This window comes from Aliidiomarina iranensis, from assembly GCF_003987135.1.
Classification (GTDB): domain Bacteria; phylum Pseudomonadota; class Gammaproteobacteria; order Enterobacterales; family Alteromonadaceae; genus Aliidiomarina; species Aliidiomarina iranensis.
This window is the reverse complement of the sequence record NZ_PIPJ01000003.1, coordinates 43,100-65,500: the sequence shown is the minus strand read 5'-3', so window position 1 is coordinate 65,500 and position 22,401 is coordinate 43,100. Positions and strand designations below refer to the sequence as shown.

Genomic DNA, 22,401 nt, shown 5'->3' with positions numbered 1-22,401 from the left:
AACTGAGAAATAACTCATGGAATCAATGGCCGATAATCGTTTTCTAATTGGGTAAAGGAGAAATCACCGAGGAAACGGCCAACACTCAACCAAGTTGCTAAACCCCGCAGGTCTTTAAAGTGTGGTGGAACAAAATCAGGTTGCGCAATCATCCCAGAATCAGCCAGCTCACAAATCAGACGAAAATCATCAATGGCTATTTTTCCAGTTAGCAGTAAAGGTAATCGATCTATTTTACCCAGTTGTACCGCAACCCGAATCAAGTTATACACCAACACAAAACCACGAATGTAGGCTAAATCTTTGGTAAATGGCTTACCGTTTGCAGTACTTCCGCGAAACACTCGTTGGGTTAGGGTATAGCTCTCTTCGGGCCGCATGCCTTGCTCTAAACAGTTCCGATAAACCTCTACAAACTCTGCCCCATCAGCAGCCAAAGCAACGGCATGAATGCGCTGTACTAATTTGGCTAAGCGCCTAGGTGTTGAGCGCAAAGTGATAACCTCAGTTAAAACTGCAAGGCCCTCTTGCGTAATAGTGGCACTCGGCGTTCCTTTACTTAAGCACGTAAGGTAGGGCTGTTTCAGGCCATTTTGCGTTGTACCCACATGAATCCAACCTTCATGTACCTCTAGAATGTCTAGCTCCCGCTGAGAAAACATAACATCCTGATTTAGCTTTATCCGATCGCTGCCAGCCGCCGCATCGCTAACGATACCATCGGAAAGCATAACCTGAACATCAACACTCGGCATGCTGTGATCTAATTGCGCCTGTAAGCGTGAAACGGCTTCACTCGCTTCAATACTTTTCTTCTCTTCAGGTAGCGCATCACTCGCTAGCAAGCTATCGAGCGGGCTCTGTAGCATGGTTGCCAATTCTGATAAAGAGGGTTCATTAGCATGGAAAACGTCATCCGGGTGACCAAATAACTCTACGGATAACTCATGAAATTCGGCTGTGCCGCGTGCCTCAATCATGCGAACAACATCACGATACTCGCGGCAGGCACGAATCATCAGCTGTGATGCGGGGCTTAATCGACCAAGTTGGCGAACAATATCGCGCTGTAACTCAGCTAGGCCTTGGCGTAAGGATTCTGGGTTGAAGCCTAGGTTTTTTTGTTGGTAATAACTGCGGGAAATATTTGGATTCTGTTGAGCATCTTGGCGAAAAAACTCCTCCCTTATGCTTCTATCCCAATTTACCGCGTCGAGAATGCGAATCGGTGCTTGCAGCTGCACTAAGCGATCGGAAAGTTCGCGGGTATTGGCCATTAATTGCTTATCAAGCATATTCAATCTCTTTCAAATTAATCGTTCTTTCGAAACTCTAGCGATATCATACGCAATAATTAATTTTGATACAGTGAAATTGAGAATTGTTGCTGACAATCTAACGGCGAACACTTTTGGAGGATATAACTTATTTGAATAGAGCTTTGAGCAGAAGTGGTCGGCGATGCAGGATTTGAACCTGCGACCCCTTGGACCCAAACCAAGTGCGCTACCAAGCTGCGCTAATCGCCGACAATACTGGAACTGTAAATCTTGGGAAATGGGGTGGATGATGGGACTCGAACCCACGACAACCGGAATCACAATCCGGGGCTCTACCAACTGAGCTACACCCACCACTGTTTTAAACTCTATGCTAAGTGCTAACACCCTTCTTTTCACTTTAACTAATAGTGAAACTGGCGCGCCCGGCAGGATTCGAACCTGCGACCGACGGCTTAGAAGGCAGTTGCTCTATCCAGCTGAGCTACGGGCGCGTTACTCTTCCTACGGTTTAGCATAAAGAAAAAATGGTCGGCGATGCAGGATTTGAACCTGCGACCCCTTGGACCCAAACCAAGTGCGCTACCAAGCTGCGCTAATCGCCGACAGTTGCTTTCCTGAAAAAACACAGGAGCTCAACGGGGGCGAATATTACCTATCTGCTGGCACCTCGTCAAACAATTTTTCAGAATACTGTGCTGTATGCCTATTTTTACGGCAGTTATCTGGTAATTGCAGAAAATATGCTTAAACTTCGTGCGTTTCATTGTTCTCATCTTCGTTTTCCGCGACAATAACCATGTTCTCAGTAATTTATTCTTTTCGGAATCGAAACTATCATGACCTCCCAAAACATCGCACAACTAATTGATGGTAAAGCCATAGCTCAAACAATTCGCAATAACGTAAAACACGGCGTTGCTGAGCGCCTGGCCGGGGGCAAACGCGCGCCGGGATTAGCTGTTGTTTTAGTCGGCCAAGATCCAGCTTCACAAGTGTATGTTGGGAGCAAGCGCAAATCTTGCGATGAAGTAGGTTTCATATCGAAAGCCTTCGATTTACCCGTAACAACGAGCCAAGAAACCTTAGAACAACTCATTGATACCTTGAATGAAGATAAAGAAATAGACGGAATTTTAGTACAACTACCTCTTCCTGCAGGATTAGATTCAACGCGGATTTTGGAGCGCATTAACCCAAAAAAAGACGTAGATGGCTTTCATCCATACAACATTGGCCGCCTTTCCCAGCGTTTACCTGTACTTCGCCCCTGCACGCCTTACGGTGTTATTAAATTACTAGAGAGCACGGGCACTGATTTGCACGGTAAGCATGCAGTTATCGTTGGCGCGTCGAATATTGTTGGCCGACCAATGAGCCTAGAGTTCTTGTTAGCAGGTGCTACAACAACTGTGTGCCATCGCTTTACTCAAGATCTTTCAAAACATGTAAAACAGGCGGATGTTCTTGTTGTTGCGGTTGGTAAGCCAGGCTTTATTCCTGGCGATTGGATAAAGCCCGGTGCTATCGTAATCGACGTTGGAATTAATCGCCGCAGCGATGGAACACTATGTGGCGATGTTGAGTTCGATGTTGCGCAACAGCGTGCTAGTTTTATTACTCCGGTTCCCGGTGGTGTTGGCCCAATGACGGTAGCAATGCTAATGGCCAATACATTGCAAGCATGTAATGATTTTCAGCAAGACAATTAATGCTAATTTTTGATCTCTAGGTTAGTGCTAGGTGGTAACTTCATGAGCACTAGTAGTAGTCAGATGATTTAAATCTTAAGATCATTTTCAAGAGGGACCGTTGCTCGGGTTTGAATACTCATTACTGGGTGGCGCCGCGGTTGCGTTTGGCAATAAGCGTCGGTTTCCACGATAGCATTGATGAATGCGCCGGCTAACGGTACTTGCAACGGAAAGCAGTAAATTATTTCAACCTGAAGTACTCGCAGCTTTAAATATCTCTCTTGTTCCTCCCGCCCTAATAGTGAAAGGCTCACTGCCGGGAACTCCGTGGGCAACCGGTATTCTTGAGTACTTTTGTTAAAACGGCCATATTGCTTTATATCGCCGTCGCTTGGCGCTAATCGAGTTATCTTAGGTAAATGTAGCTCCATACCAGGTATCGATTGCATGCGGCTCTGTACCAGCAACTGCATAGCCGCTTTATCCATATTAGAACGAGCGCCCACGCGGGTGGCACTTAATGTAGTTGCCTGCAACATTTGTTGCACCAATAGCAACCAGATTAGCTGAACTAATGCTGCCAAGAATAGGAAAAACAAACCTAAGGTAATCGTGCCTTCCACTGTACTTTGCCCAAGCATTGGTTTTACCAGAAAACGATGAGCATTCACTGGCAACCTCCGCTGTTAATGCAATCTCGCCATAACGAATCAAGAGCCGCCGCCTGTTGAATAACTGCATTCAAAGAGCTTGATGGCGTAATAAAATCAAAGGCGAAAATGTTTCCAGCGCTCAACTCTGTTACTTGCAAGCTTCCCAACACCTGCATTTGGTTAGCACTGAATTGGTTAGCGGTAACCGAATCGGCAGTAATAGTACTCGCATTCAATGATTGTGATTCAATACTCTGAATGGTGGCATTTTCTGCAAACAACTGATCTATGTTGATATAATCAACCTCACCATTATTGGCATATAAGGTTCCATTTACAGAGAGTTGATTCACTACCGACAGTTGCTCAGTAAATAAATTACTACCCTGTAAATCATTAACTTGTAGTAGTTGCACCGTAACGCTAGGGGCACTGATCTGCAAATTTTCCGCGAATAAATCACTAACAAGTAACTCATTTACCTCAAGAACATTACTATCCAACTCGTTGATTAGTGCGTTTTCACTACTTAAAAAATTTGCCGACAATTCGTCGAATGTTGCATCTTCGGCAACTAAGTTATCAAACCAAGCTAAGTTAGCGTTGCTGTTCAGGAAATTAGCTTGTTCTGCAGCTAACTCACCAACATTAGCGATGTCATTAGCATTCATATCTAAATTTGTATTCATTTGATTAAGATATGGCCTTTGCTCATCAAAATCCCGATGCAAAAATTGTTCTTCATCGAATTGTGGATTAGGCCGGTAGACAAAGACTTTCACCCAACTTGCCTCGAAATCTGCAGCTGCTAATTTGTTAACTGCAAGCTCGGCCAATTGTTGATTTTCAGCATAACCGCTTACAAATACCCCCTCTTCATTCTCTACAATGGCATAAGGTTCACCCCATGGGCTCACTTCCGCACCAAAGTAATGTTTCCCGGCAATGAGATTAGTTACCGATAATTCTTCGGCAGTAACTTCCCGAGCCGCGTATACAGCATTCTTTAAGTCATTTAATTCGGCAACAAATAACTGTATTCTTGCTTGCCGTTGTTGTGTTGTGGAAAACTGGATCGCAAAAGTAAGTAATGTCCCTAAAAAAGCTAAAACAATAAGAAGTTCCAGCAAAGAGTAACCAAACTGGTTACTCTTTCTTGCTGATTGCTTTCCGGCCGCCGCTTGGTTTGTCGCCCGGCCATCCACCATAACCTCGTTAGTGCTTGGGTCATTTGCCGCAATCTTGTTTACCGTTACAGTTTTCGCCAGAACGTCCTTCGACAACACCTTACTAGACACAGAAAAGCTCTCCTTTTTCAGAAAACCAATAGTTTTCTTCTTGATGTCGGTGAGTTACACCCTGTGAGCTGGTGCAGATATTTTGAACTGAATGTTGCAACGGCTTTTTCAATTCAAAAACTTGCCAAGATTGCGCTTGCCAAGCAAAAATCCCGGCTGAAATGCCCAGCACTAGGGTGAGCTCGAATAAGGAAAAGCCCGACATAAATTAGCCTTGGAAAGTTATTTCGAAGGTGCCGGCAGCGTAGTTCACCGCTTCCGCGATATCAGCGAAGTCTCGCTGCAGCCGCATACCCTCCTCTTCCACACGAATATTGGTAAATCGTACTTGGTAACGTGTTGCATCTGCTGAATCAACCGTTACTTCTATATCGCCGCCCCAAGGATTAATGCCGGTACCATCAGCCCAATCTATGGGCAGTGAAGCTACGCTACTAAGGCTACTCACAGAAATACCAGTGTAGACGCCATTACGAGGACGCCATTGTTGAACCCCCGATTGTATTGTGGCTACTTGGGATTTCACCTCGGCAATACGTGCGTTGCTTGTTGCCCAATCGCGTAAACTCAAGACACCCACCGTAGCGAGAGCAATAATACCCAGTACTGCTAAAACCTCGATAAACGTAAAGCCAGCATTTCGCCGATTGTGTTCTCCGAGATTAGGTTTAGCGGCTGAACTTATCTTGCCAATGTGCAAATCTGATTTATCAATTCCATTTGTCATGTAGAGCTCCTTGCTTGGTTTATTGAGATAATTAAGAGCATTTTTTAACAACATCTATGCCCATTGCTGTGCTAATTCGGTGAACAACTGCCCTAAACCGAATATGATTAAAAGTATGAGTAAGATTGCAACTGAGTAACAAAGGTATGCCATTGTTCGTTGCCGAGTGATTACCAAACGTTCAGTATCAAGCATAATTCGGTCCGCCAAGTGAGCAAACAAAATACGCTTTGACTGACGCGTTGCTGCACCCACTTCCATGCGGTACAGCACTGCTGGGTTGAGGAGGCCAGTAGCAAACACCTTAGGCATTCTCGTTTCACCCCGTCCTAGAGATTTGCGCATTGCTTTAACGTGTTCCCGCAAGTAACTCGAGCATCGCGCTTCGAAAAGTCGTAGCGAGTGCTCGAGGCTTATGTTGCAAGCTAAAAACAGGCTCAAACCTTGTAGTAAATAAATAGCGTGATACGCATTAATAACTGTGAGAATAAATATATTTTGAAAATGATGGGGAAGCCGTTTTCTATACCTTGGTAACCCAATAACCATCAACGGAATGCTTAAAACGATGGTTAGAATGACCAGTGGCCCCACTTGCACAATCGCTATGCCAAGTGTTTGTAACATACCACTGAATAAAGGAAGGCCGCTCAGGGTATCAATACTTTGAAATTTTGGTAATACCACAGCTCCTATAAAAGCAACAGCGATTATTGCCGCAAGAAGTAACACTAAAGGATAAGTTAGCCCCTGCCCGACACGCTTTAAGAGTTGTCTACGACGATCATTAAATACTTGATGGCGCGCTATTAATTCAGGCAAGCAACCAGCCCTTTGGCCAATATCAACAAGTACTTGGAGCTCTTTCGAAAAATCATTCTGCATTCCAACAGCTACAGGTTTTCCCTGAGCCAAAGCACTACGCAATTGTTTAATAACCTGATACTGATGGCGATCCTTTCTCTCTTTAGCAAGCAACTCCATGCCTGCTAAAGCAGCATCGGGAGCTTGTCCATCAGCTAACCACTGGCTAAAATCAACGAGAAACTCTAGCTGCCTTCTGTGATTCAAACGCCTACGAATTCGCGGCATGGGTAAAACTGACATCATGAGAATCATCCTTGCTAATGTTTTCCTGGGAAATGTGTAAATGCATATTAGGTACTATTTCACGAGCATCCTGAAGCGATACCAACCCTTGAGTAACCAAGCGCTCCGCTTCGCTCGCCATACTCCGCCAGCCCTGTTTCTGAAGTTGATTTCGCCAACCGTAAAAATCTTGATCGCGAATGTAGCCGCCTGCATCTAAGCCAGGCACTAGAACTTCACTCACTACAATACGACCCATGACACCTCGGTAATGACAATGCGCACAGCCACCCTCGTGACGGGTCCAATATACTTTTCCGTTATTCTGTTTTCCGTTTTTCTCCAAAACACGGCAGCGAGGGCACAAATGCGGTAACAATCGCTGTGCGATGAGCCCCGCTAACAATCCTGGCTGGCTCAATTGCGTTGCACTTAAGCCAATATCAAGCAATCTGGGTAGAATACCGATAGCATCGTTCGCGTGAATAGTTGATGCCACTAAATGACCGGTAAGTGCTGCACTGATTGCTGATGTTGCGGTGGCTAAATCGCGAACTTCACTGACTTCAACGACATCTGGGTCTTCGCGTAAAACCACCTTTAACATTTCCGAAAATGCGTTATTCTCCGGTGTATTTGGTACAAACTTTTGCTCGATCGCCGGTTGTACGATTTCAATCGGATCTTCAAGTGAAATAACTTTTCGAGTTTCTGGCAACAATCGATTCATTGCTGCGAGGGTCGTTGTTTTACCGTGTCCGGTTGGACCAGATATCAATATCAGGCCCATAGAGTGCTGCATCAGTTTCTCTAACGCTACAATAGTGCTAGTTGAAAAACCAAGCGACGAAAGATCTGGCAACTCTTTCTGACCACTTTTTTGCAATCTTAGCGTCACCGTAAAGCCATCACGACATGGGGATTTTTGCGCCCTAATTCGCACTTCACCATGAGGCTCTGGTAACGTTAAGGAAATGCTTGCTGAAGATATTGTTCGCTCATCAAATACATCGGAACAGTCGTCAGATTGAGTATTTAAAGCGGCTGCAACCACTTCAGTGACAAATATTCGGCTTCGGTTGCCTTGCCAACATAGCAAACCATCGATTCGAAATGAGATTCGAGCATCTTGACCACTCATCCGTAAGTGAATATCAGTAGCACCCATAGCCAGCGCCTCCGATACAATATCGCTGAGCGTTTGTTTCGCTAAGTTCTCCTCGTATTGGGCCAATCCAGCTTGAACCTCAAGCGCTCGGCGCTGCCCATCTGCATCAGTTAGAATTTCCCGAATTGTTGCCGCCGGCCCTTGGCAAAGTTTACTCACAGGACAAGCATTTCGAGCAACAAAAACCAACTGCTGCAACGCTAAGAATTGAGTTCTCCAAGCTTTCTCCGATGCCAACAACCGCCCATCTTCTAATACAACCGCAACAACTTCTGGGTCATTCCATTGATTGAAGAAATCCAAACAAGGCTGCAGTAGTTGCGAGGAAACGTGGACATAACCTAAAGCCTGAGTGTCATTGATAACTTCCATATCTACCCCATAATTTCTACGTATGCACTTCGTATGCGCTACATAGCTATCTCATGCTGCCAACCCTTTCCTATCAAGCGCACGCGATTTCGTTGAATACGCGCCTCTACACCCGGTTTAAATTCACGGCCATCATGAACTGTGAATACCTGATGGTCATTCCCGATTTTAGCTATCCATTGATCGCCTTGTTTGATCATGGCAAGTATGCGATAGCCACTAACTTCCTCCCTCTCGGCGCTATATATTTCAGCAACTGTTGTTCCCTCTACCTCAGTGTTACTTACAGCATTTACCTTTACGCCTAAGCGTTGAATTGCAGCCCAAGCTTCAGCTGCTTGCAACTGAAAAAGAAGTTGCTTAGCTCTAGATTCCGCTTGCTGCTCCAATAACTTTTGATTCCGTAAAGAAAGTGCTAGCTGCTGGTGCTGATTCACCTCCTCAGCATTAAGAATTGGCTTTATCTCCACCTTTTCTTCTGAAGAGGATTTTGCATAGGAAAAACCTGAATTGGTAATTGCGATAACTGCAATAAGCGACATAAATACGCGAAACTTCATCCGTTATGCTCCCCATAAATATCAATGGATAGGTAACCATATAGCTGATGATCTCGAACTCGATAATTTACATCTATTAAACGAATCGGTAAGCCATCAATTAATCCTGATAAGGTCAGGAGATCCTCTTGGAAATACCCTTCAAACCTGACCTGCGCACGCCTTATTCCCCAAGTGTCGTTAACGTTAAGAACTTGAAATTCAGGCTCTCCGCCGGGTAAAAGCGTGCGAATACTATCGTTCAAATGATCTTCAAGATGAATCAGTGGCTGTAATTGCGTGCTCTCCGATAGCTGGGTAAGAGCCGGTGGCAAAGTGACATTCCTTTGTAACCAAACATCATTACCTTGCACCAATAACTGAGTATGAAAGCGCTCCGAAAAACGGCGTAGCTCACTGAGATGCCCAGTAGTTCTTAAAAGACGGTACCGCAACACGCCTTGTTTATACTCCATTGCAGCAACTTGCCAGCCAGGTAGCTGAAAAAGTAAAGCCTGAAATTGAGCGTCAAGTTCAAGTAGTGGCGCTACCGCTCCGGGAGTTTCAGCGAGAAGAGTAATTAAATTAGCTCTCGGCGCTTCTGGGGCAATCGGCGCATGCTCTAATTGCGGCTCATTCGGCCACAGCAAAAAAACGAGAACGAAACACACCGCACTCACTAAGCCCCAACTCAGTGGCTGCTTAAATTGTGAGCGAATGAGCTTTAATTCTGGTATCGTTTTTAGTAAATCTGGCCAATCAGTTAGCTGCTCAGCATCAGGCCATTCATTTTTTAAAGAAGTGAGAAATGCTTGGTCGTAGATAAAATAAAAAACTTTCGGGTCGTAGCCCTCAATATTTTTTATGCAAGCAACAAGTTTCGGTAGCTCCTCATAGTTCACTCGCTGATTACACACAGCTTCTTGCTGATCCCAAGCAATTACGAGATAGCTGCTATCAAGTTGGCAAATTAAGAGCACGGATGAATAACGAAAATATGCCAACGCCCAAGACATATAATTCGGCTCCGAGCTATCTGTTAATTGTACCCAATTCTGGCCACCAATCTTCAGAACACTGCCGTACTCTGCCGAGTGCGTGATTGCTAACTTTCTAAGCGCTAAAGGCGGGAAACGATTACTAATCTTTGCCATGTAAATAATATTGCTCATAACATGGCTCCAGCAGTTAAAATGCGCGGCGTGAGTAATAACAAGGTTTCCGAATGCTGCCGGCTGTTTTGCCGTTTACCTCCTAACAACCACGATCCGAAAGTTTTATCCTCTTGCCATTGTTGCCGGCTATTTTCTAAACCAGATATCAGCAAAGTTTCTTGGTTTGCCACTATGGCTTTCATAAAGAATTTCTTTCTACTCGTTTGCGGCGTTTGAATGATCATTTCCCCAGAACGCACTTCGTCAATACTGCGCAAATCTGAGAGCGAAGTAGATAGCTGCAAGAGAACTTGCTCATTCGCAACTTTCGGCAACACATAGAGTTCAAAACCTGTTCGAACGACTCCGGGTATCAAAAGATCGCTAGTACCCACATTTGCTGTGGAACTTGTTCCTGCTGATGCTAAGTAAGTAACGTTATCTTCGAGGATGATTTTTGATATTTGATTATTTAAAGTAACCAAACGCGGATGATTACTAACCTCTACTACACCTTGCTGATTTAATGCGCTGATTAAAGCGTTCGCGCCAGCCATTGGCCCACTTTGCCGTTGATAGCCTATCCCTGAAACGCCGTCAGAGAGTTGATTATTATTACCTGATAAAAGGTTAATTACGCCAGAACCACGGGTGTTCTGATAAATCAAATCCCAATCGATACCTACTTGTTTGGAATCATTAAAGGTTACTTCAATTACTTGTACATCAATGGCAACTTGCCGAGTTAAACGTTCATTCTGCTGGATTAAGTACTCTCTCACTTGCGCCACATGTTGTGGTAAATCTCTTACAAGTACCGATGTTGAGCTTTGATTCACTGCAATTTCACCATGTTCCGAGAGAAGTAAGCTCAAAGCTCGCTCTAAATCGTCCCACACGGATAGGGATTCACTTGCAAAATTAAGATACTGGGATGATTCGTCACTCAAGCCACTATTGAATGACATTTGTGAAGAACTTGAAAAGTTCTGACCTTGCCCTTGCTCCTGCCCATCCGCACCAAGAAAAAAGTTGGTAGCACCTGCCAAGAAGGCGACATCAAATTCAGCCATCTCGAATTGACGCCACGTTACTAAGCGTTCCTCGGCTACAAATGATAAGCCTGTTAATAACCCTATTTGCTCAATGGCTGCACCCACGTTGCCATTGTGGCGCATCGTAATGGGTGTATTCGGATCTATGTTATCTAACAAACGTACACTTACTCCCAAAGGGGCCGTGATATCCTGTAGGGCTTGTTTCAACGGGTAGTTATCGAAGGAGAATTCCAAATTTAAATCAAACCAACCTGGTCCATCTTGCTCGGGTAACTGCAGGGGTGGCACGAAATAGCCCTGTTCGCGAACAATTCGGCTCACCGTTGCGCTTTCGCTTGGTAATTCATAAGCCGCCTGCAATCTGGCCTCTGCCAAAGTCCGCCGAGATTCGTAACTTTCTAAACCACTACACGCAAACAACATAGGAAATAAAGGCAGCAAGAATAATGCGCGCATGATTAGCCCCCCTTCTTATCAAAAAGGTAATCAACAACCGCGGTATGATTTGCATGCAGGGTAACTTTTAGATGGTAGGGCGCGATTAGAGTATTGAGTAATTCATCCCAGGTGGCGGCACGCATCGCGTAGCGAGTTGGCCAGTAGTGGCCATCCTCGGCATACCAAACGATATTCTGAATGCCCCAGTGCTCTTTCAGCAATTGCTCCAGTTGTGGCCGTAAGAGACCCGGTTTGAGCTCAATCTCGGCCCACTGGCTGTTTTCAAAAACCGAATTTGCACTTTTACTAAAGGCTTGAAGGTTTAGCGGTGGACAATCAGGCAACGAAAACGCCAATGCATCAACGTTGCCGAATAATAATAAGAAACAAGATGAAGCCGAAACCTTGCTAAGATTCAGATGCATAGCAACTCCTTTTGCTAGTAGCCGACATCCTGTCGGCTTATTTCATGTCTTAGGTTGTTCTATTTAGATATTCACTCTGACTAAGAGCTTTTCCTAGTTGTACGCTTTTTAACAACCCGTTTTGTTGTTTTCGTTGGCGCTTTCTTGGTGGTTTTCTTTTTTCCTGAGGCAGTTGCTTTACCTTCTTCCTCAACCCAACGACCACTCTCATAGTGTGCTTGCCATCCAGTCGCTTTGCCATTTTCTTCAGTCATCACGTACTGAATTTTATTTTTCCGACTATAACGAACAACCGCATCACGGCCTGCTTGATCCTCTGCCGGCGCATCCGCTAAATAATGGAATTTAGCAGGCAGGCGATCACGAAAACGTTGCAATTCTTTCACGGTTACAGCGCGAGTTTCCCGCGATTTCGGGAACGTACTTGCAGACATAAAAATACCTGAAGCACCATCGCGCAGTACGAAGTACGCATCGGATTTCTCACAAGGCAATTCTGGTAAGTGTACTGGGTCTTCCCGCGGTGGAGCGGCTTCACCATTTTTCAGAAGTTTTCGAGTGTTCTTACACTCATCGTTGGTGCAACCAAAATACTTGCCAAATCGCCCAGCCTTGAGTTGCATATCACTACCACATCGATCGCACTCTATAAGAGGACCATCATAGCCTTTGATTTTGAAGGTTCCTTTTTCGATGAGATATCCATCACACACAGGATTATTACCACAAACATGTAATTTTCTTTCTTCATCAAGAAGATAAGAATCCATTGCAGTACCGCACTTTTGACAACGTTTCTTAGCACGCAAAGCTAAAGCTTCTGCTTCACCATCGTCATCGTCAGATACTTTCACAGCCTCATCACCAGGCACTAAATTCAAAGTCTGTGTGCAACGTTCTTTAACCGGCAAGTTGTAACCTGAACATCCCAAGAACACACCCGTTGATGCCGTACGAATACCCATATTGCGCCCGCATTTTGGGCATTCAATATCAGTTTCTACCATCTGATTGCTGCGCATTCCGCCTGCATCTTCCGGATCTTCAGCCAGTTCAAGCTTATCTTTGAAATCGCGATAGAATTCATCGAGCGCCGTTTTCCAATCCTGCTTTCCTTCGGCGATGTCATCTAGGCGCTGTTCCATTTCAGCTGTGAAATTGTAGCTCATAAGATCACGAAAATTTTCCGTAAGCCGATCGGTTACAATTTCGCCCATTTTCTCGGCATAAAAACGGCGGTTTTCAACACGCACGTACCCTCGATCCTGAATGGTAGAAATAATAGAGGCGTAGGTTGAAGGCCGACCTATGCCGCGTTTCTCTAATTCTTTTACCAATGAAGCTTCACCGAATCGGGCCGGTGGCTTGGTAAAATGTTGTTGCGGATCAAGCGCAATCAACTTTAGTTCTGCTCCCTCTTTTAAATCAGGCAAATGCGTATCTTCGGCGCCTTTACGGCTCATTGGCGGTTGCACTCGGGTCCAACCATCGAAGCGCATGACTCGGCCGCGAGCTTTCAACTCATATTCACCAGCTTTTACGGTGATGGTGCTTGCATCATATTTTGCTGGCGTCATTTGACAGGCTACAGTTTGCCGCCAAATTAGCTCATACAAGCGCTCAGCGTCACGCTCCATACCACTCAGTGCCTTTGAGCGTACTTTCACATCGGTAGGCCGGATCGCCTCATGAGCCTCTTGTGCATTCGCTTTAGCACCATAGAAATTAGGTTTTTCAGGCAAATAAGGCTTACCAAATTCTTTTTCGATAAACCCACGCACACTGGTTAATGCATCTTGCCCTAAATGCGTTGAATCTGTTCGCATATAAGTAATATAGCCTGCCTCATAAAGGCGCTGCGCCATCATCATGGTTTTCTTAACACCGAAGCCCAACCGGGTGCTAGCGGCTTGTTGCAAAGTTGAAGTAATAAAAGGTGCTGATGCTCGGCTTGAAGTTGGTTTATCCTCACGGGAAACCACTTCATAACGAGCATGCTCAAGCGCTTGCACCGCGGCCATTGCCTGTTCTTTATTCACAGGCTTGAAATTCTCGCCTTGATAACGGCTCACAGCGAAGCGCACTTCTTCTTTTTGTGCACTCAAATCAGCATGTAAATCCCAAAACTCTTCGGGTACAAAGGCTTTAATTTCACGTTCACGTTCAACCACTAATCGAACGGCTACCGATTGCACTCTTCCCGCTGAGAGCCCGCGTGCTACTTTCTTCCACAATAATGGCGAAAGCATAAAACCAACCACACGGTCGAGGAACCGACGAGTTTGCTGCGCATTTACTCGAGATACATTAAGTTCTGTGGGTTCAGAGAAGGCTTGTTGAATCGCTTTTTTGGTGATTTCGTTGAATACCACACGCTGATAACGGTCATTATTGCCGCCGATAAGCTCACGCAAATGCCACGCAATCGCTTCCCCTTCCCTATCCAAATCCGTTGCGAGATAAACTGTATCGGCTTTTTTTGCCAATGACTGTAATTCTTTTACAACCTTTTCTTTACCGGGTAGCACCTCATAATGAGGCTCCCAACCATGCTCCGGATCTATACCCATCCGCGATACAAGATTTACGTAATCACGCTCACGCTTGTATTTAGCTTTCTGTTTCTCAGACATTTTCCGAACTTCGGCGGGTGATTTAGTTGGTGCTTTTGCTCCGCTCTTAGTTGGCAGATCGCGAACGTGGCCGATGCTTGATTTCACAATAAAATCGGAACCGAGGTACTTATTAATCGTTTTCGCCTTTGCGGGGGATTCGACAATTACTAGTGCTTTACCCATGAAATCCAATGTCTCTTTTTAGTGGTGCGAATGATTATGCGAACTATTTGGGCTTCTGTATAAACCTTCAAATATAAATATTCAAGGGGATTCAGCGATTCACCCTTCCTTTTTAAGATATATAGGGATTAGCGCTAAGAAACAACCCGAAAAATGAAATCAGCTTAAATACAATGATTAAGTGAATAGTTAAGCAATACTAGCTTCCCCTCACGGAAACCATTGGCAAAACGGGCTTTTAACCCGCGTTAGGTTGCGTATAATGATACTCAAACAAAGCATTTTTGGATGCTGAAAAAATTAGGAGCAACAGTAAATCATGCAGCACTTTGAAGTTAATTTCGATGGTTTAGTAGGCCCAACTCACAATTATGCTGGGTTATCTTTTGGTAACGTAGCCTCATTGAGTAATGCAAAAAGTGCCTCTAGCCCGAAATCAGCAGCCAAGCAAGGCTTACAAAAAATGAAGGCGCTACAAGAAATTGGCCTCGTTCAAGGCGTATTAGCGCCGCAAGAACGGCCAGATATTTATGCACTTCGGCGCCTTGGCTTCAGCGGCAGCGATCAGGTTGTTCTAGAGAAAGCCGCGAAAGAAGCACCTGCTATTTTTCGAGCCTGTTGTTCGGCATCGAGTATGTGGACAGCAAACGCGGCTACCGTATCGCCAAGTGCCGATACTCGCAACGGTAAAGTTCATTTCACACCTGCCAATCTAACGAACAAATTTCATCGCTCACTAGAGCCGGAAACGAGTGGCAGAATCCTCCGTGCCATGTTCGCAAATGAGCGCTTTTTTGAGCATCATCAACACCTGCCAGACAACGAACACTTTGGCGATGAAGGCGCCGCAAACCACACTCGATTCTGCAGCGATTATGGTAATGCCGGCGTAGAGCTTTTTGTTTACGGCCGTCATGCATTTGATAGCAGTAAGCCGGCGCCACAAATTTACCCAGCCCGGCAAACGTTTGAAGCCTCGCAGGCGATTGCGCGGCTGCATGGTCTCGCTGACGATAATGCGGTGTTCCTACAACAAAACCCGGCGGTAATCGATCAAGGCGTGTTCCACAACGATGTTATTGCTGTAGGTAACCAAAATGTTTTGTTCTATCACGAGCAAGCTTTTTTAAACGAAGCCCCAGCCTTTGCTGAATTAGAAGCGAAGCTTGGTCAACCTATGCATTTTATTAAAGTGCCCAGCGCGGCTGTAAGTGTGGAAGATGCCGTGCGCACGTATTTATTTAATACTCAATTGGTTACGCTTAAACCTGGGCATATGGTTATTATTGCTCCAACTGAATGCGAAGAGCATGCGGGCGTGAAAGCCTATTTAGAGCAACTCGTGCAAAGTAATACCCCCATCAAAGAAGTGCGCTACTTTGATGTAAAACAGAGCATGCGTAACGGCGGTGGCCCTGCTTGTTTGCGGCTTCGGGTAGCCCTGAACGATCAAGAACTAGAAGCGGTGAACCCCAATGTCATTTTAACTGACCACTTATTTGCGCGTTTAAATCAGTGGGTTGATAAACATTACCGTGATGAGCTTGCGGTTCGTGATTTAATCGACCCCAATTTGTTAGATGAATCAAGAACGGCTCTCGATGAACTGACTCAAATTCTTAACTTGGGTTCGGTATACCCGTTTCAACGAAACGCCCTTTAAATTAGGCTCATATTTCAATATGAAAAAACAAAAAAACGGCCTCGGCCGTTTTTTTCTATGAAATCTGTTTTTTCACCCAATTGCCACCCAACGAGAACTACCCTACTTAAGCATTTCGGTGTTGGAATAATTGGTTATCGTGGCACCTTGTGCGGCAAATAATTCAAGTAAGCCTTGTTCGGCGCCTAAATGCCCCGCGCCCACTGCAATGAAATGAGTGTTCGTATCTTCAGCATCCAATAAAGGCGTTAGTTGTTCCATCCAGGCATGATTACGGCGCCATAACAAAGCAGTTAACTGTTGTTCCGTCATCGATTCTAAGATTAAGCCGGTTAACCCATCTAGATCGCCCTGAACCCACATTTCCGCCAAACTATCGGTATCCAGAGCGCCATCATCCATTTGCTCTAAAAGACGCGTGAGGAACTCGCTATCGGACTCCACAGCACCATGACGCAACGATTCGATTTGTTGTTCGGCGGTTTCTAAACCAGAAAACTCGATGTTCTCCTCGGCAGCCCATGCCATAAGCTGCATTTCCGAACCTTGCTCTGCGTTGAAGCCCTGAGCCATCGCTATTTGTACACTTACCATAAGTTCAAACAACCAGGGCCGCATGTTATCCAATTGCGCAGCCGCTATATCGTATTTCGCAAGCGCTGTTTCCACTCGCTTCCACAGAGAGGGTTCAACCTGAGCAGACATTTTTTCGCTACGAAAGCCATATTGAAGCAACAAAGGCCCGGCTTTATCTAGCTCTTCCGGTGTAAGTTCCAACCAATGTGTTTCACTTTCAGAGAAGGCATTCCGTGCTTGCGATGATAATTCTGTTTCTTCACCACCCACATGTATGGTGCCGAGTAACCACCATGTTTGTTCACCGTATTGTGCACGGTACAAAACCTCGGCTGAGCTGCTTCCAACAGCCGAAAAAAACAAACATACAATGAGTAGTAAACGTAATCCTTTCATTAATCCCCCTCGTTGTATAATTCTGGGTTAGTACTATCCTGATCGTCATCCGCCCGTGCGCTATCGTTGCGTGCGGCATCAAGGCGGTCTAAATAGGCCTGATTAATATCACCGGTAACATATTCACCGTTAAACACCGATGTTTCGAATTTTTCTAGGCTCTCATTTTCGCTTTTAACAGCAGCGATTAAATCGTCCAAATCCTGATAAATCAAGCCATCAGCTTTAATAATAGCACCAATTTCATCGGCTTCTCTGCCAAAGCCAATAAGTTCATTCGCGCTCGGCATATCTATGCCATAAACATTTGGATAGCGGATCTCTGGCGCCGCAGAAGCAAAATACACATTCTTAGCACCGGCTTCGCGAGCCATTTCAATGATCTGCTCTGAGGTAGTGCCCCGCACAATCGAATCATCAACGAGGAGTACATTTTTGCCTTTAAACTCAGCACTAATCGCATTCAGCTTACGGCGTACTGATTTCCGCCGTTGCGTTTGCCCCGGCATAATGAAGGTTCGGCCAATGTAACGATTCTTTACAAACCCTTGTCGATATGGAATATTCAGCACACGCGACATCTCAAGCGCGATATCACAGGCGGTTTCAGGAATGGGTACTATCACATCGATGTCAATATCGGCATATTCCCGTTGAATTTTCTCGCCAAGTTTACGCCCCATGTTAATGCGGCTTGCATAAACCGAAACACCATCAATAGTTGAATCTGGGCGCGCAAAGTAAACATATTCAAAAATACACGGATTATGTACTGGGTTGGCGGCGCACTGCTGGTTGAAAAATTCACCCTGCTCGCTGATATAAATTGCTTCACCAGGCTCAACATCGCGCTCGTAGGTAAACCCAGTTCCATCAATCGCCACACTCTCAGAAGCCACCATGTATTCGGTACCCTGAGGTGTTTCCCGTTTACCCAAAGCCAAGGGACGAATGCCGTGCGGATCGCGAAAGGCCACTAAACCATGGCCAATAATCACGGCTACCACCCCGTAAGCACCACGAACTTGTTCGTGAACGCGAGCTACCGCTGAAAAAATTTCATCTTTAGATAATTCGAGTTGCTTACTTTCCATTAATTCGTAGGCAAAAATGTTAAGTAAGATTTCTGAATCTGAAGATGTGTTAATGTGCCGGCGCGCTTTTTCAAAAAGCGCCGCTTGCAGATCAGCCGCGTTTGTTAGGTTGCCATTGTGCGCCATGGCGATTCCAAACGGAGAGTTCACATAGAAAGGTTGAGCCTCCGCTGAACTGCTGGTGCCGGCGGTAGGATAGCGCACATGGCCAATCCCCATGTTGCCGCTCAAGCGGCGCATGTGGCGAGTGTGAAACACATCTCGTACTAACCCGTTTGATTTTCGTAGCCGTAATGTTTGCCCATCAATTGTCATGATACCAGCAGCATCTTGCCCACGATGCTGCAGCATCGTCAGTCCGTCGTAGAGCGCCTGGTTAACTGGTTGATTCCCTACGATTCCGACAACACCACACATGCACAAACCTCTCGTTGATTATTCCGGCTGTAAAAAGCTGGATGTATTTTGTAGATATTCAAAAAACCACTGAATGTAAACACTAAAATGGGGGATTAAAATAGAATTCTGCCACCATGGATTTTGCGCCATGGGTGTGAAGGTGTCCGCCGCAAACAACAACGCACTGACAATTAATACACCACGCAGAGCACCAAACACGGAACCCAAAACCCTATCGGTTCCGGAGAGCCCTGTTTTTTGCACTAATTGGCTAACAAAGTAAGTGACAAGGGAGCCCACGATTAAGGTGGCAATGAATAACGCTGCAACCGCTGCTCCGTTGCGAAGCATAGTATCTTCCATGCGGGTAAAATAAGCGGCTAATTCCAGATAGAAATGGCTAGCGATAAAGAAGGCGGCGATCCAAACGCCCAAGGATAAAGCCTCTTTAACAAAGCCGCGGACGAGGCTGACGATGACAGATAGCGCTATCACCCCGATAATTGCATAATCGATCCATTCCATAATTTAGCCCGCCATAGTGGAATTTTCGCGCATTCTAACAGAAGAGATGCGCGCTTGCTCGAAGTTTATTTCAGCTAAAATCACTCAACAGGGCGGTACTCAACAACGCGCCCAGATAAACCTGATATTTCTTCTAACTGCGCCAATTGAGCCTCTAAACGAGCCGCATTAACATCAGGCCCCACCATCAACAAGGTAAGTAAATCGCCATTACTGTTACGCGTATTTCTACTGTATGCGGAATAACCCTCTGCGCGAAGCTCAGTAACAATTTCACTGACGCGCTCAGCATTTCGAAATGCGCCCAGTTGTATAACCCAACCTTCATTCATAACTTCGCTGCTAACACTTTCGGTATCGCCGGCGGTGGTATTATTTAACCCAGCTTCTTGCGGTTCAGGAATGGCAAAGCCATCATCTTCGGCAAACACCCGAGGTTCACGCTGGGCACGCTCGGAAAAATCTTCAGGAAATTCTGGTGCATTCATTTCCGCGCTTGTTTCTGGACGTAGCGGACTTACTTGGAAATCATCGTCGGGGTTGTAATTTTTACCAGATAACAAATCAGGCAAAATAATAACCGCAAGTGCAACCACGATTAATGTGCCCACGATTCGGTTTTGTAATTGACTCGCCACCTATGCTACCTCGTTATATTTTCTATGCTTTACTGTGTGCGCTTTTACTAGCACTAATCTTGCTATCTTTCCTAATAGTATCAAACCTTTGTGTTTGCTTGCCCGGAAAGATGTTGCTGCAATGCCGCAACAGTCAGAAAAGATCCAAAACATACTATAACATCATCGTTGCTAACGTCAGCCTTGGCTTGTGTAAATGCCGCCACCGGATCTGAATAGCAACCTATTTCGCCAGCTAATTCACTGTCTATTTTTGCAGTTACTTGCGCGTTTGCCACAGCGTGAGGAACTAACGCTTGCATTAGGTGTTCGGCACTCGTTCCTCTATCGCCAGGAAGTGATGCTAAATACCAATGCTTGATGGTTGTTTTTAATGGCGCTAACGTGGCTCGGTGCTCTTTATCTTTGAGCATACCGCACACCGCAACAACTCGCCGATTTGCAAACAACGCCTGCAAGCGTTGTGCTAAAAATTCAGTAGCGTGTGGATTGTGGCCAACATCAAGTATCACTGTTGGCTGAGTTTGCACTATTTCGAAGCGGCCAGTTAATTGCGCTCGGCTTAAACCTGCCGCTGCATGATTAGCATCAACAGCTAAGCCACTCAGTTGCACCGCGGCTAGCGCCGTTAGCGCATTGGCAAATGGCAAACTTGGCAGCGGCAACCCGAACCAATTGCTAACAGGCCCGAAGAAATCAAAGCTCTCGTTCGTTTGTGTCGCGTAAAAATCGGTACCCACACAATAAAGTTCTGCTTGAATAGCTCTTGCGTGCGCAAGCAAAGGCTGCGGTGGTTTTGGATCGCCACAAATAGCGGGTTTATCACCACGATAAATACCGGCTTTCTCAAAACTAATTTGTTCACGATCTGAGCCCAGAAACTCAATGTGATCAACACCTACACTGGTAACTACGCTTACATCCGGATCGATTATGTTTACCGCATCAAAGCGACCACCCAAGCCCACTTCAAGAACAATAACCTCTGGTTTATATCTTTGGCACAACCAAACTGCCGCAAGGGTGCCGAACTCAAAATAAGTTAAGCTAACGTCTGAGCGTGCTTTTTCAATCGCACAAAATGCCTGCACGTGATCCGCTTCGCTAAGCTCATAACCGTTTACCCGAACTCGCTCGGTATATTTCACTAAATGAGGTGATGTGTATGTGGCAACCGTAATGCCAGCGGCTAAACACATTTGTTCGAGATAACGCACGGTGGAACCTTTACCGTTCGTTCCGCCAACTGTTATTACTTTCGCCGTGGGATGGAGTAGATCGAGAGTTTCAGCAACCGCTCTAACACGTTCTAGGCCCATATCAATGGGCCGATGATGAATGCCTTCTAAATATTCAAGCCATTGCTGCAGGCTCCATTTAGCCTGCATTTCCAAAGTTGCTTTCAAGGCTTTAGCTCACTCAGAAGGTGTTTGTACTTCGGGGTTAACGGTTGGTAAATTCTGCATTTTTGCTAGCAAACCACCGATACGATCACGCATTTCACGGCGATCTACAATCATATCAATCGCACCGTGCTCGAGTAAGAATTCAGCCCGTTGAAATCCGGGAGGTAAGGTTTCGCGCACCGTTTGCTCGATAACACGAGGGCCTGCGAAGCCGATTAACGCATTCGGCTCTGCGATATTCACATCACCTAGCATTGCTAAGCTGGCAGAAACACCACCCATGGTTGGATCAGTAAGTACAGAAATGAAAGGTAATCCTTCCTCACTCATGCGGGCCAAGGCTGCGGAGGTTTTCGCCATTTGCATTAACGATAGCAACGCCTCTTGCATGCGGGCGCCACCGGAAGCAGAGAAACACACTAAAGGAATTTTCCGTTCTAAACAAACTTCTGCCGCTTTCACGAAGCGTGCGCCCACCACCGAAGCCATGGAGCCGCCCATAAATTTAAATTCGAAAGCCGTTACGCAAACGGGAATACCTTTTAAGTTACCGCTCATAGCTACGAGAGCATCTTTTTCTCCCGTGGCTTTTTGCGCGGCTACTAAGCGGTCTTTATACTTTTTAGTATCTTTAAATTTCAAGCGATCTTGTGGCTCTAAATCAGCCCCTAGCTCTTCTTGATTACCCGGGTCTAAAAATGCTGCCAAACGCTCCCGTGCCGACAAACGCATGTGATGTCCGCACTTTGGACACACAGAAAGGTGGCGCTCGAGGTCAGCGCGGTACAAAATAGCTTCACAACCTTCGCATTTACTCCACACGCCTTCCGGAATGTTTTTCTTTCTACTTGATTGTGGCTTAGCAAGAATTCGTTCAATCCAGCTCATAAGAACCTAATGTCTCCCGATACTTTCTGTATCGTCTATTTAAAATCACCGGTTAAGGCTACATTAAAGCACAAATGCGGGCGATAGTGCAGCAAGAAGTGGTCTAAACACTAACCTTGGGGC

General features: G+C 45.6%; 20 protein-coding genes and 4 tRNA genes. 2 read left to right on the top strand and 22 right to left on the bottom strand.

Annotation, left to right across the window (positions count from 1 at the left end; translation table 11 throughout):
* Positions 1–14: 14 nt before the first annotated feature.
* From CWE08_RS06005 to CWE08_RS05985, 5 genes are all read right to left on the bottom strand, one after another.
* The gene (locus CWE08_RS06005) at positions 15–1,295 is read right to left on the bottom strand and encodes a flavohemoglobin expression-modulating QEGLA motif protein (protein ID WP_126766728.1); all 1,281 of its coding nucleotides are present in this window, start codon (positions 1,293–1,295) and stop codon (positions 15–17) included.
* A gap of 157 nt (positions 1,296–1,452) precedes the next feature.
* Positions 1,453–1,529: transfer RNA gene (locus CWE08_RS06000), tRNA-Pro, on the bottom strand.
* A gap of 29 nt (positions 1,530–1,558) precedes the next feature.
* Positions 1,559–1,634: transfer RNA gene (locus CWE08_RS05995), tRNA-His, on the bottom strand.
* 63 nt (positions 1,635–1,697) lie between these two features.
* Positions 1,698–1,774: transfer RNA gene (locus CWE08_RS05990), tRNA-Arg, on the bottom strand.
* Positions 1,775–1,808: 34 nt separating this feature from the next.
* A tRNA-Pro gene (locus tag CWE08_RS05985) sits at positions 1,809–1,885 on the bottom strand.
* 234 nt (positions 1,886–2,119) lie between these two features.
* On the opposite strand from CWE08_RS05985, the gene folD reads away from it, so the two are divergent.
* The gene (gene folD / locus CWE08_RS05980; RefSeq protein ID WP_126766726.1) at positions 2,120–2,992 is read left to right on the top strand and encodes a bifunctional methylenetetrahydrofolate dehydrogenase/methenyltetrahydrofolate cyclohydrolase FolD; all 873 of its coding nucleotides are present in this window, start codon (positions 2,120–2,122) and stop codon (positions 2,990–2,992) included.
* Positions 2,993–3,060: 68 nt separating this feature from the next.
* Here folD and CWE08_RS05975 read toward each other — a convergent pair whose 3' ends face one another.
* The 11 genes from CWE08_RS05975 to topA all read right to left on the bottom strand — a co-directional run bounded on the left by CWE08_RS05975 (position 3,061) and on the right by topA (position 14,693).
* Positions 3,061–3,645 (bottom strand): TadE/TadG family type IV pilus assembly protein, encoded by a 585-nt coding sequence (locus tag CWE08_RS05975; protein ID WP_126766723.1) that lies wholly within the window; start codon positions 3,643–3,645, stop codon positions 3,061–3,063.
* Positions 3,642–4,925: a type II secretion system protein gene (locus tag CWE08_RS05970; protein ID WP_126766721.1), complete on the bottom strand. Its 1,284-nt coding sequence runs from the start codon at positions 4,923–4,925 to the stop codon at positions 3,642–3,644. The genes CWE08_RS05975 and CWE08_RS05970 overlap by 4 nt, the downstream gene beginning before the upstream one ends.
* Entirely contained in the window at positions 4,918–5,130 is a 213-nt protein-coding gene (locus CWE08_RS05965; protein ID WP_126766719.1) for a hypothetical protein, read from the bottom strand. The genes CWE08_RS05970 and CWE08_RS05965 overlap by 8 nt, the downstream gene beginning before the upstream one ends.
* Before the next feature lie 3 nt (positions 5,131–5,133).
* Positions 5,134–5,652, bottom strand: coding sequence for a type II secretion system protein (locus CWE08_RS05960; RefSeq protein ID WP_126766716.1), 519 nt, complete (start codon positions 5,650–5,652; stop codon positions 5,134–5,136).
* Positions 5,653–5,706: 54 nt separating this feature from the next.
* The gene (locus tag CWE08_RS05955) at positions 5,707–6,762 is read right to left on the bottom strand and encodes a type II secretion system F family protein (protein WP_157981232.1); all 1,056 of its coding nucleotides are present in this window, start codon (positions 6,760–6,762) and stop codon (positions 5,707–5,709) included.
* Positions 6,728–8,281, bottom strand: a complete 1,554-nt coding sequence (locus CWE08_RS05950) for a GspE/PulE family protein (RefSeq protein ID WP_126766712.1) — start codon at positions 8,279–8,281, stop codon at positions 6,728–6,730. The genes CWE08_RS05955 and CWE08_RS05950 overlap by 35 nt, the downstream gene beginning before the upstream one ends.
* A 38-nt stretch (positions 8,282–8,319) precedes the next feature.
* The gene (locus tag CWE08_RS05945; protein ID WP_126766709.1) at positions 8,320–8,841 is read right to left on the bottom strand and encodes a hypothetical protein; all 522 of its coding nucleotides are present in this window, start codon (positions 8,839–8,841) and stop codon (positions 8,320–8,322) included.
* Complete coding sequence (locus CWE08_RS05940) at positions 8,838–9,992, bottom strand: hypothetical protein (protein WP_126766706.1); 1,155 nt, start codon at positions 9,990–9,992, stop codon at positions 8,838–8,840. Before CWE08_RS05940 ends, CWE08_RS05945 begins: the two co-directional genes overlap by 4 nt.
* Positions 9,989–11,488, bottom strand: coding sequence for a hypothetical protein (locus CWE08_RS05935; protein WP_126766703.1), 1,500 nt, complete (start codon positions 11,486–11,488; stop codon positions 9,989–9,991). Before CWE08_RS05935 ends, CWE08_RS05940 begins: the two co-directional genes overlap by 4 nt.
* Positions 11,489–11,490: 2 nt before the next feature.
* Positions 11,491–11,895 (bottom strand): hypothetical protein, encoded by a 405-nt coding sequence (locus CWE08_RS05930; RefSeq protein WP_126766701.1) that lies wholly within the window; start codon positions 11,893–11,895, stop codon positions 11,491–11,493.
* Positions 11,896–11,975: 80 nt separating this feature from the next.
* Positions 11,976–14,693, bottom strand: a complete 2,718-nt coding sequence (gene topA, locus CWE08_RS05925; protein ID WP_126766698.1) for a type I DNA topoisomerase — start codon at positions 14,691–14,693, stop codon at positions 11,976–11,978.
* A gap of 319 nt (positions 14,694–15,012) precedes the next feature.
* On the opposite strand from topA, the gene astB reads away from it, so the two are divergent.
* On the top strand, positions 15,013–16,356 hold the full coding sequence (gene astB, locus CWE08_RS05920) for an N-succinylarginine dihydrolase (RefSeq protein ID WP_126766696.1): 1,344 nt from the start codon (positions 15,013–15,015) through the stop codon (positions 16,354–16,356).
* A 102-nt stretch (positions 16,357–16,458) separates the two neighbouring features.
* Here astB and CWE08_RS05915 read toward each other — a convergent pair whose 3' ends face one another.
* The 6 genes from CWE08_RS05915 to accD form a co-directional block, all read right to left on the bottom strand.
* Positions 16,459–17,328: a TraB/GumN family protein gene (locus CWE08_RS05915; protein WP_126766693.1), complete on the bottom strand. Its 870-nt coding sequence runs from the start codon at positions 17,326–17,328 to the stop codon at positions 16,459–16,461.
* Positions 17,328–18,839: an amidophosphoribosyltransferase gene (gene purF / locus CWE08_RS05910; protein ID WP_126766690.1), complete on the bottom strand. Its 1,512-nt coding sequence runs from the start codon at positions 18,837–18,839 to the stop codon at positions 17,328–17,330. The genes CWE08_RS05915 and purF overlap by 1 nt, the downstream gene beginning before the upstream one ends.
* An 18-nt stretch (positions 18,840–18,857) precedes the next feature.
* Positions 18,858–19,346 (bottom strand): CvpA family protein, encoded by a 489-nt coding sequence (locus tag CWE08_RS05905; protein ID WP_126766687.1) that lies wholly within the window; start codon positions 19,344–19,346, stop codon positions 18,858–18,860.
* 80 nt (positions 19,347–19,426) lie between these two features.
* Positions 19,427–19,984: an SPOR domain-containing protein gene (locus CWE08_RS05900; protein ID WP_126766685.1), complete on the bottom strand. Its 558-nt coding sequence runs from the start codon at positions 19,982–19,984 to the stop codon at positions 19,427–19,429.
* An 80-nt stretch (positions 19,985–20,064) separates the two neighbouring features.
* On the bottom strand, positions 20,065–21,372 hold the full coding sequence (gene folC, locus CWE08_RS05895; RefSeq protein ID WP_126766989.1) for a bifunctional tetrahydrofolate synthase/dihydrofolate synthase: 1,308 nt from the start codon (positions 21,370–21,372) through the stop codon (positions 20,065–20,067).
* A gap of 27 nt (positions 21,373–21,399) precedes the next feature.
* Complete coding sequence (accD, locus tag CWE08_RS05890) at positions 21,400–22,278, bottom strand: acetyl-CoA carboxylase, carboxyltransferase subunit beta (protein WP_126766682.1); 879 nt, start codon at positions 22,276–22,278, stop codon at positions 21,400–21,402.
* Positions 22,279–22,401: the final 123 nt, after the last annotated feature.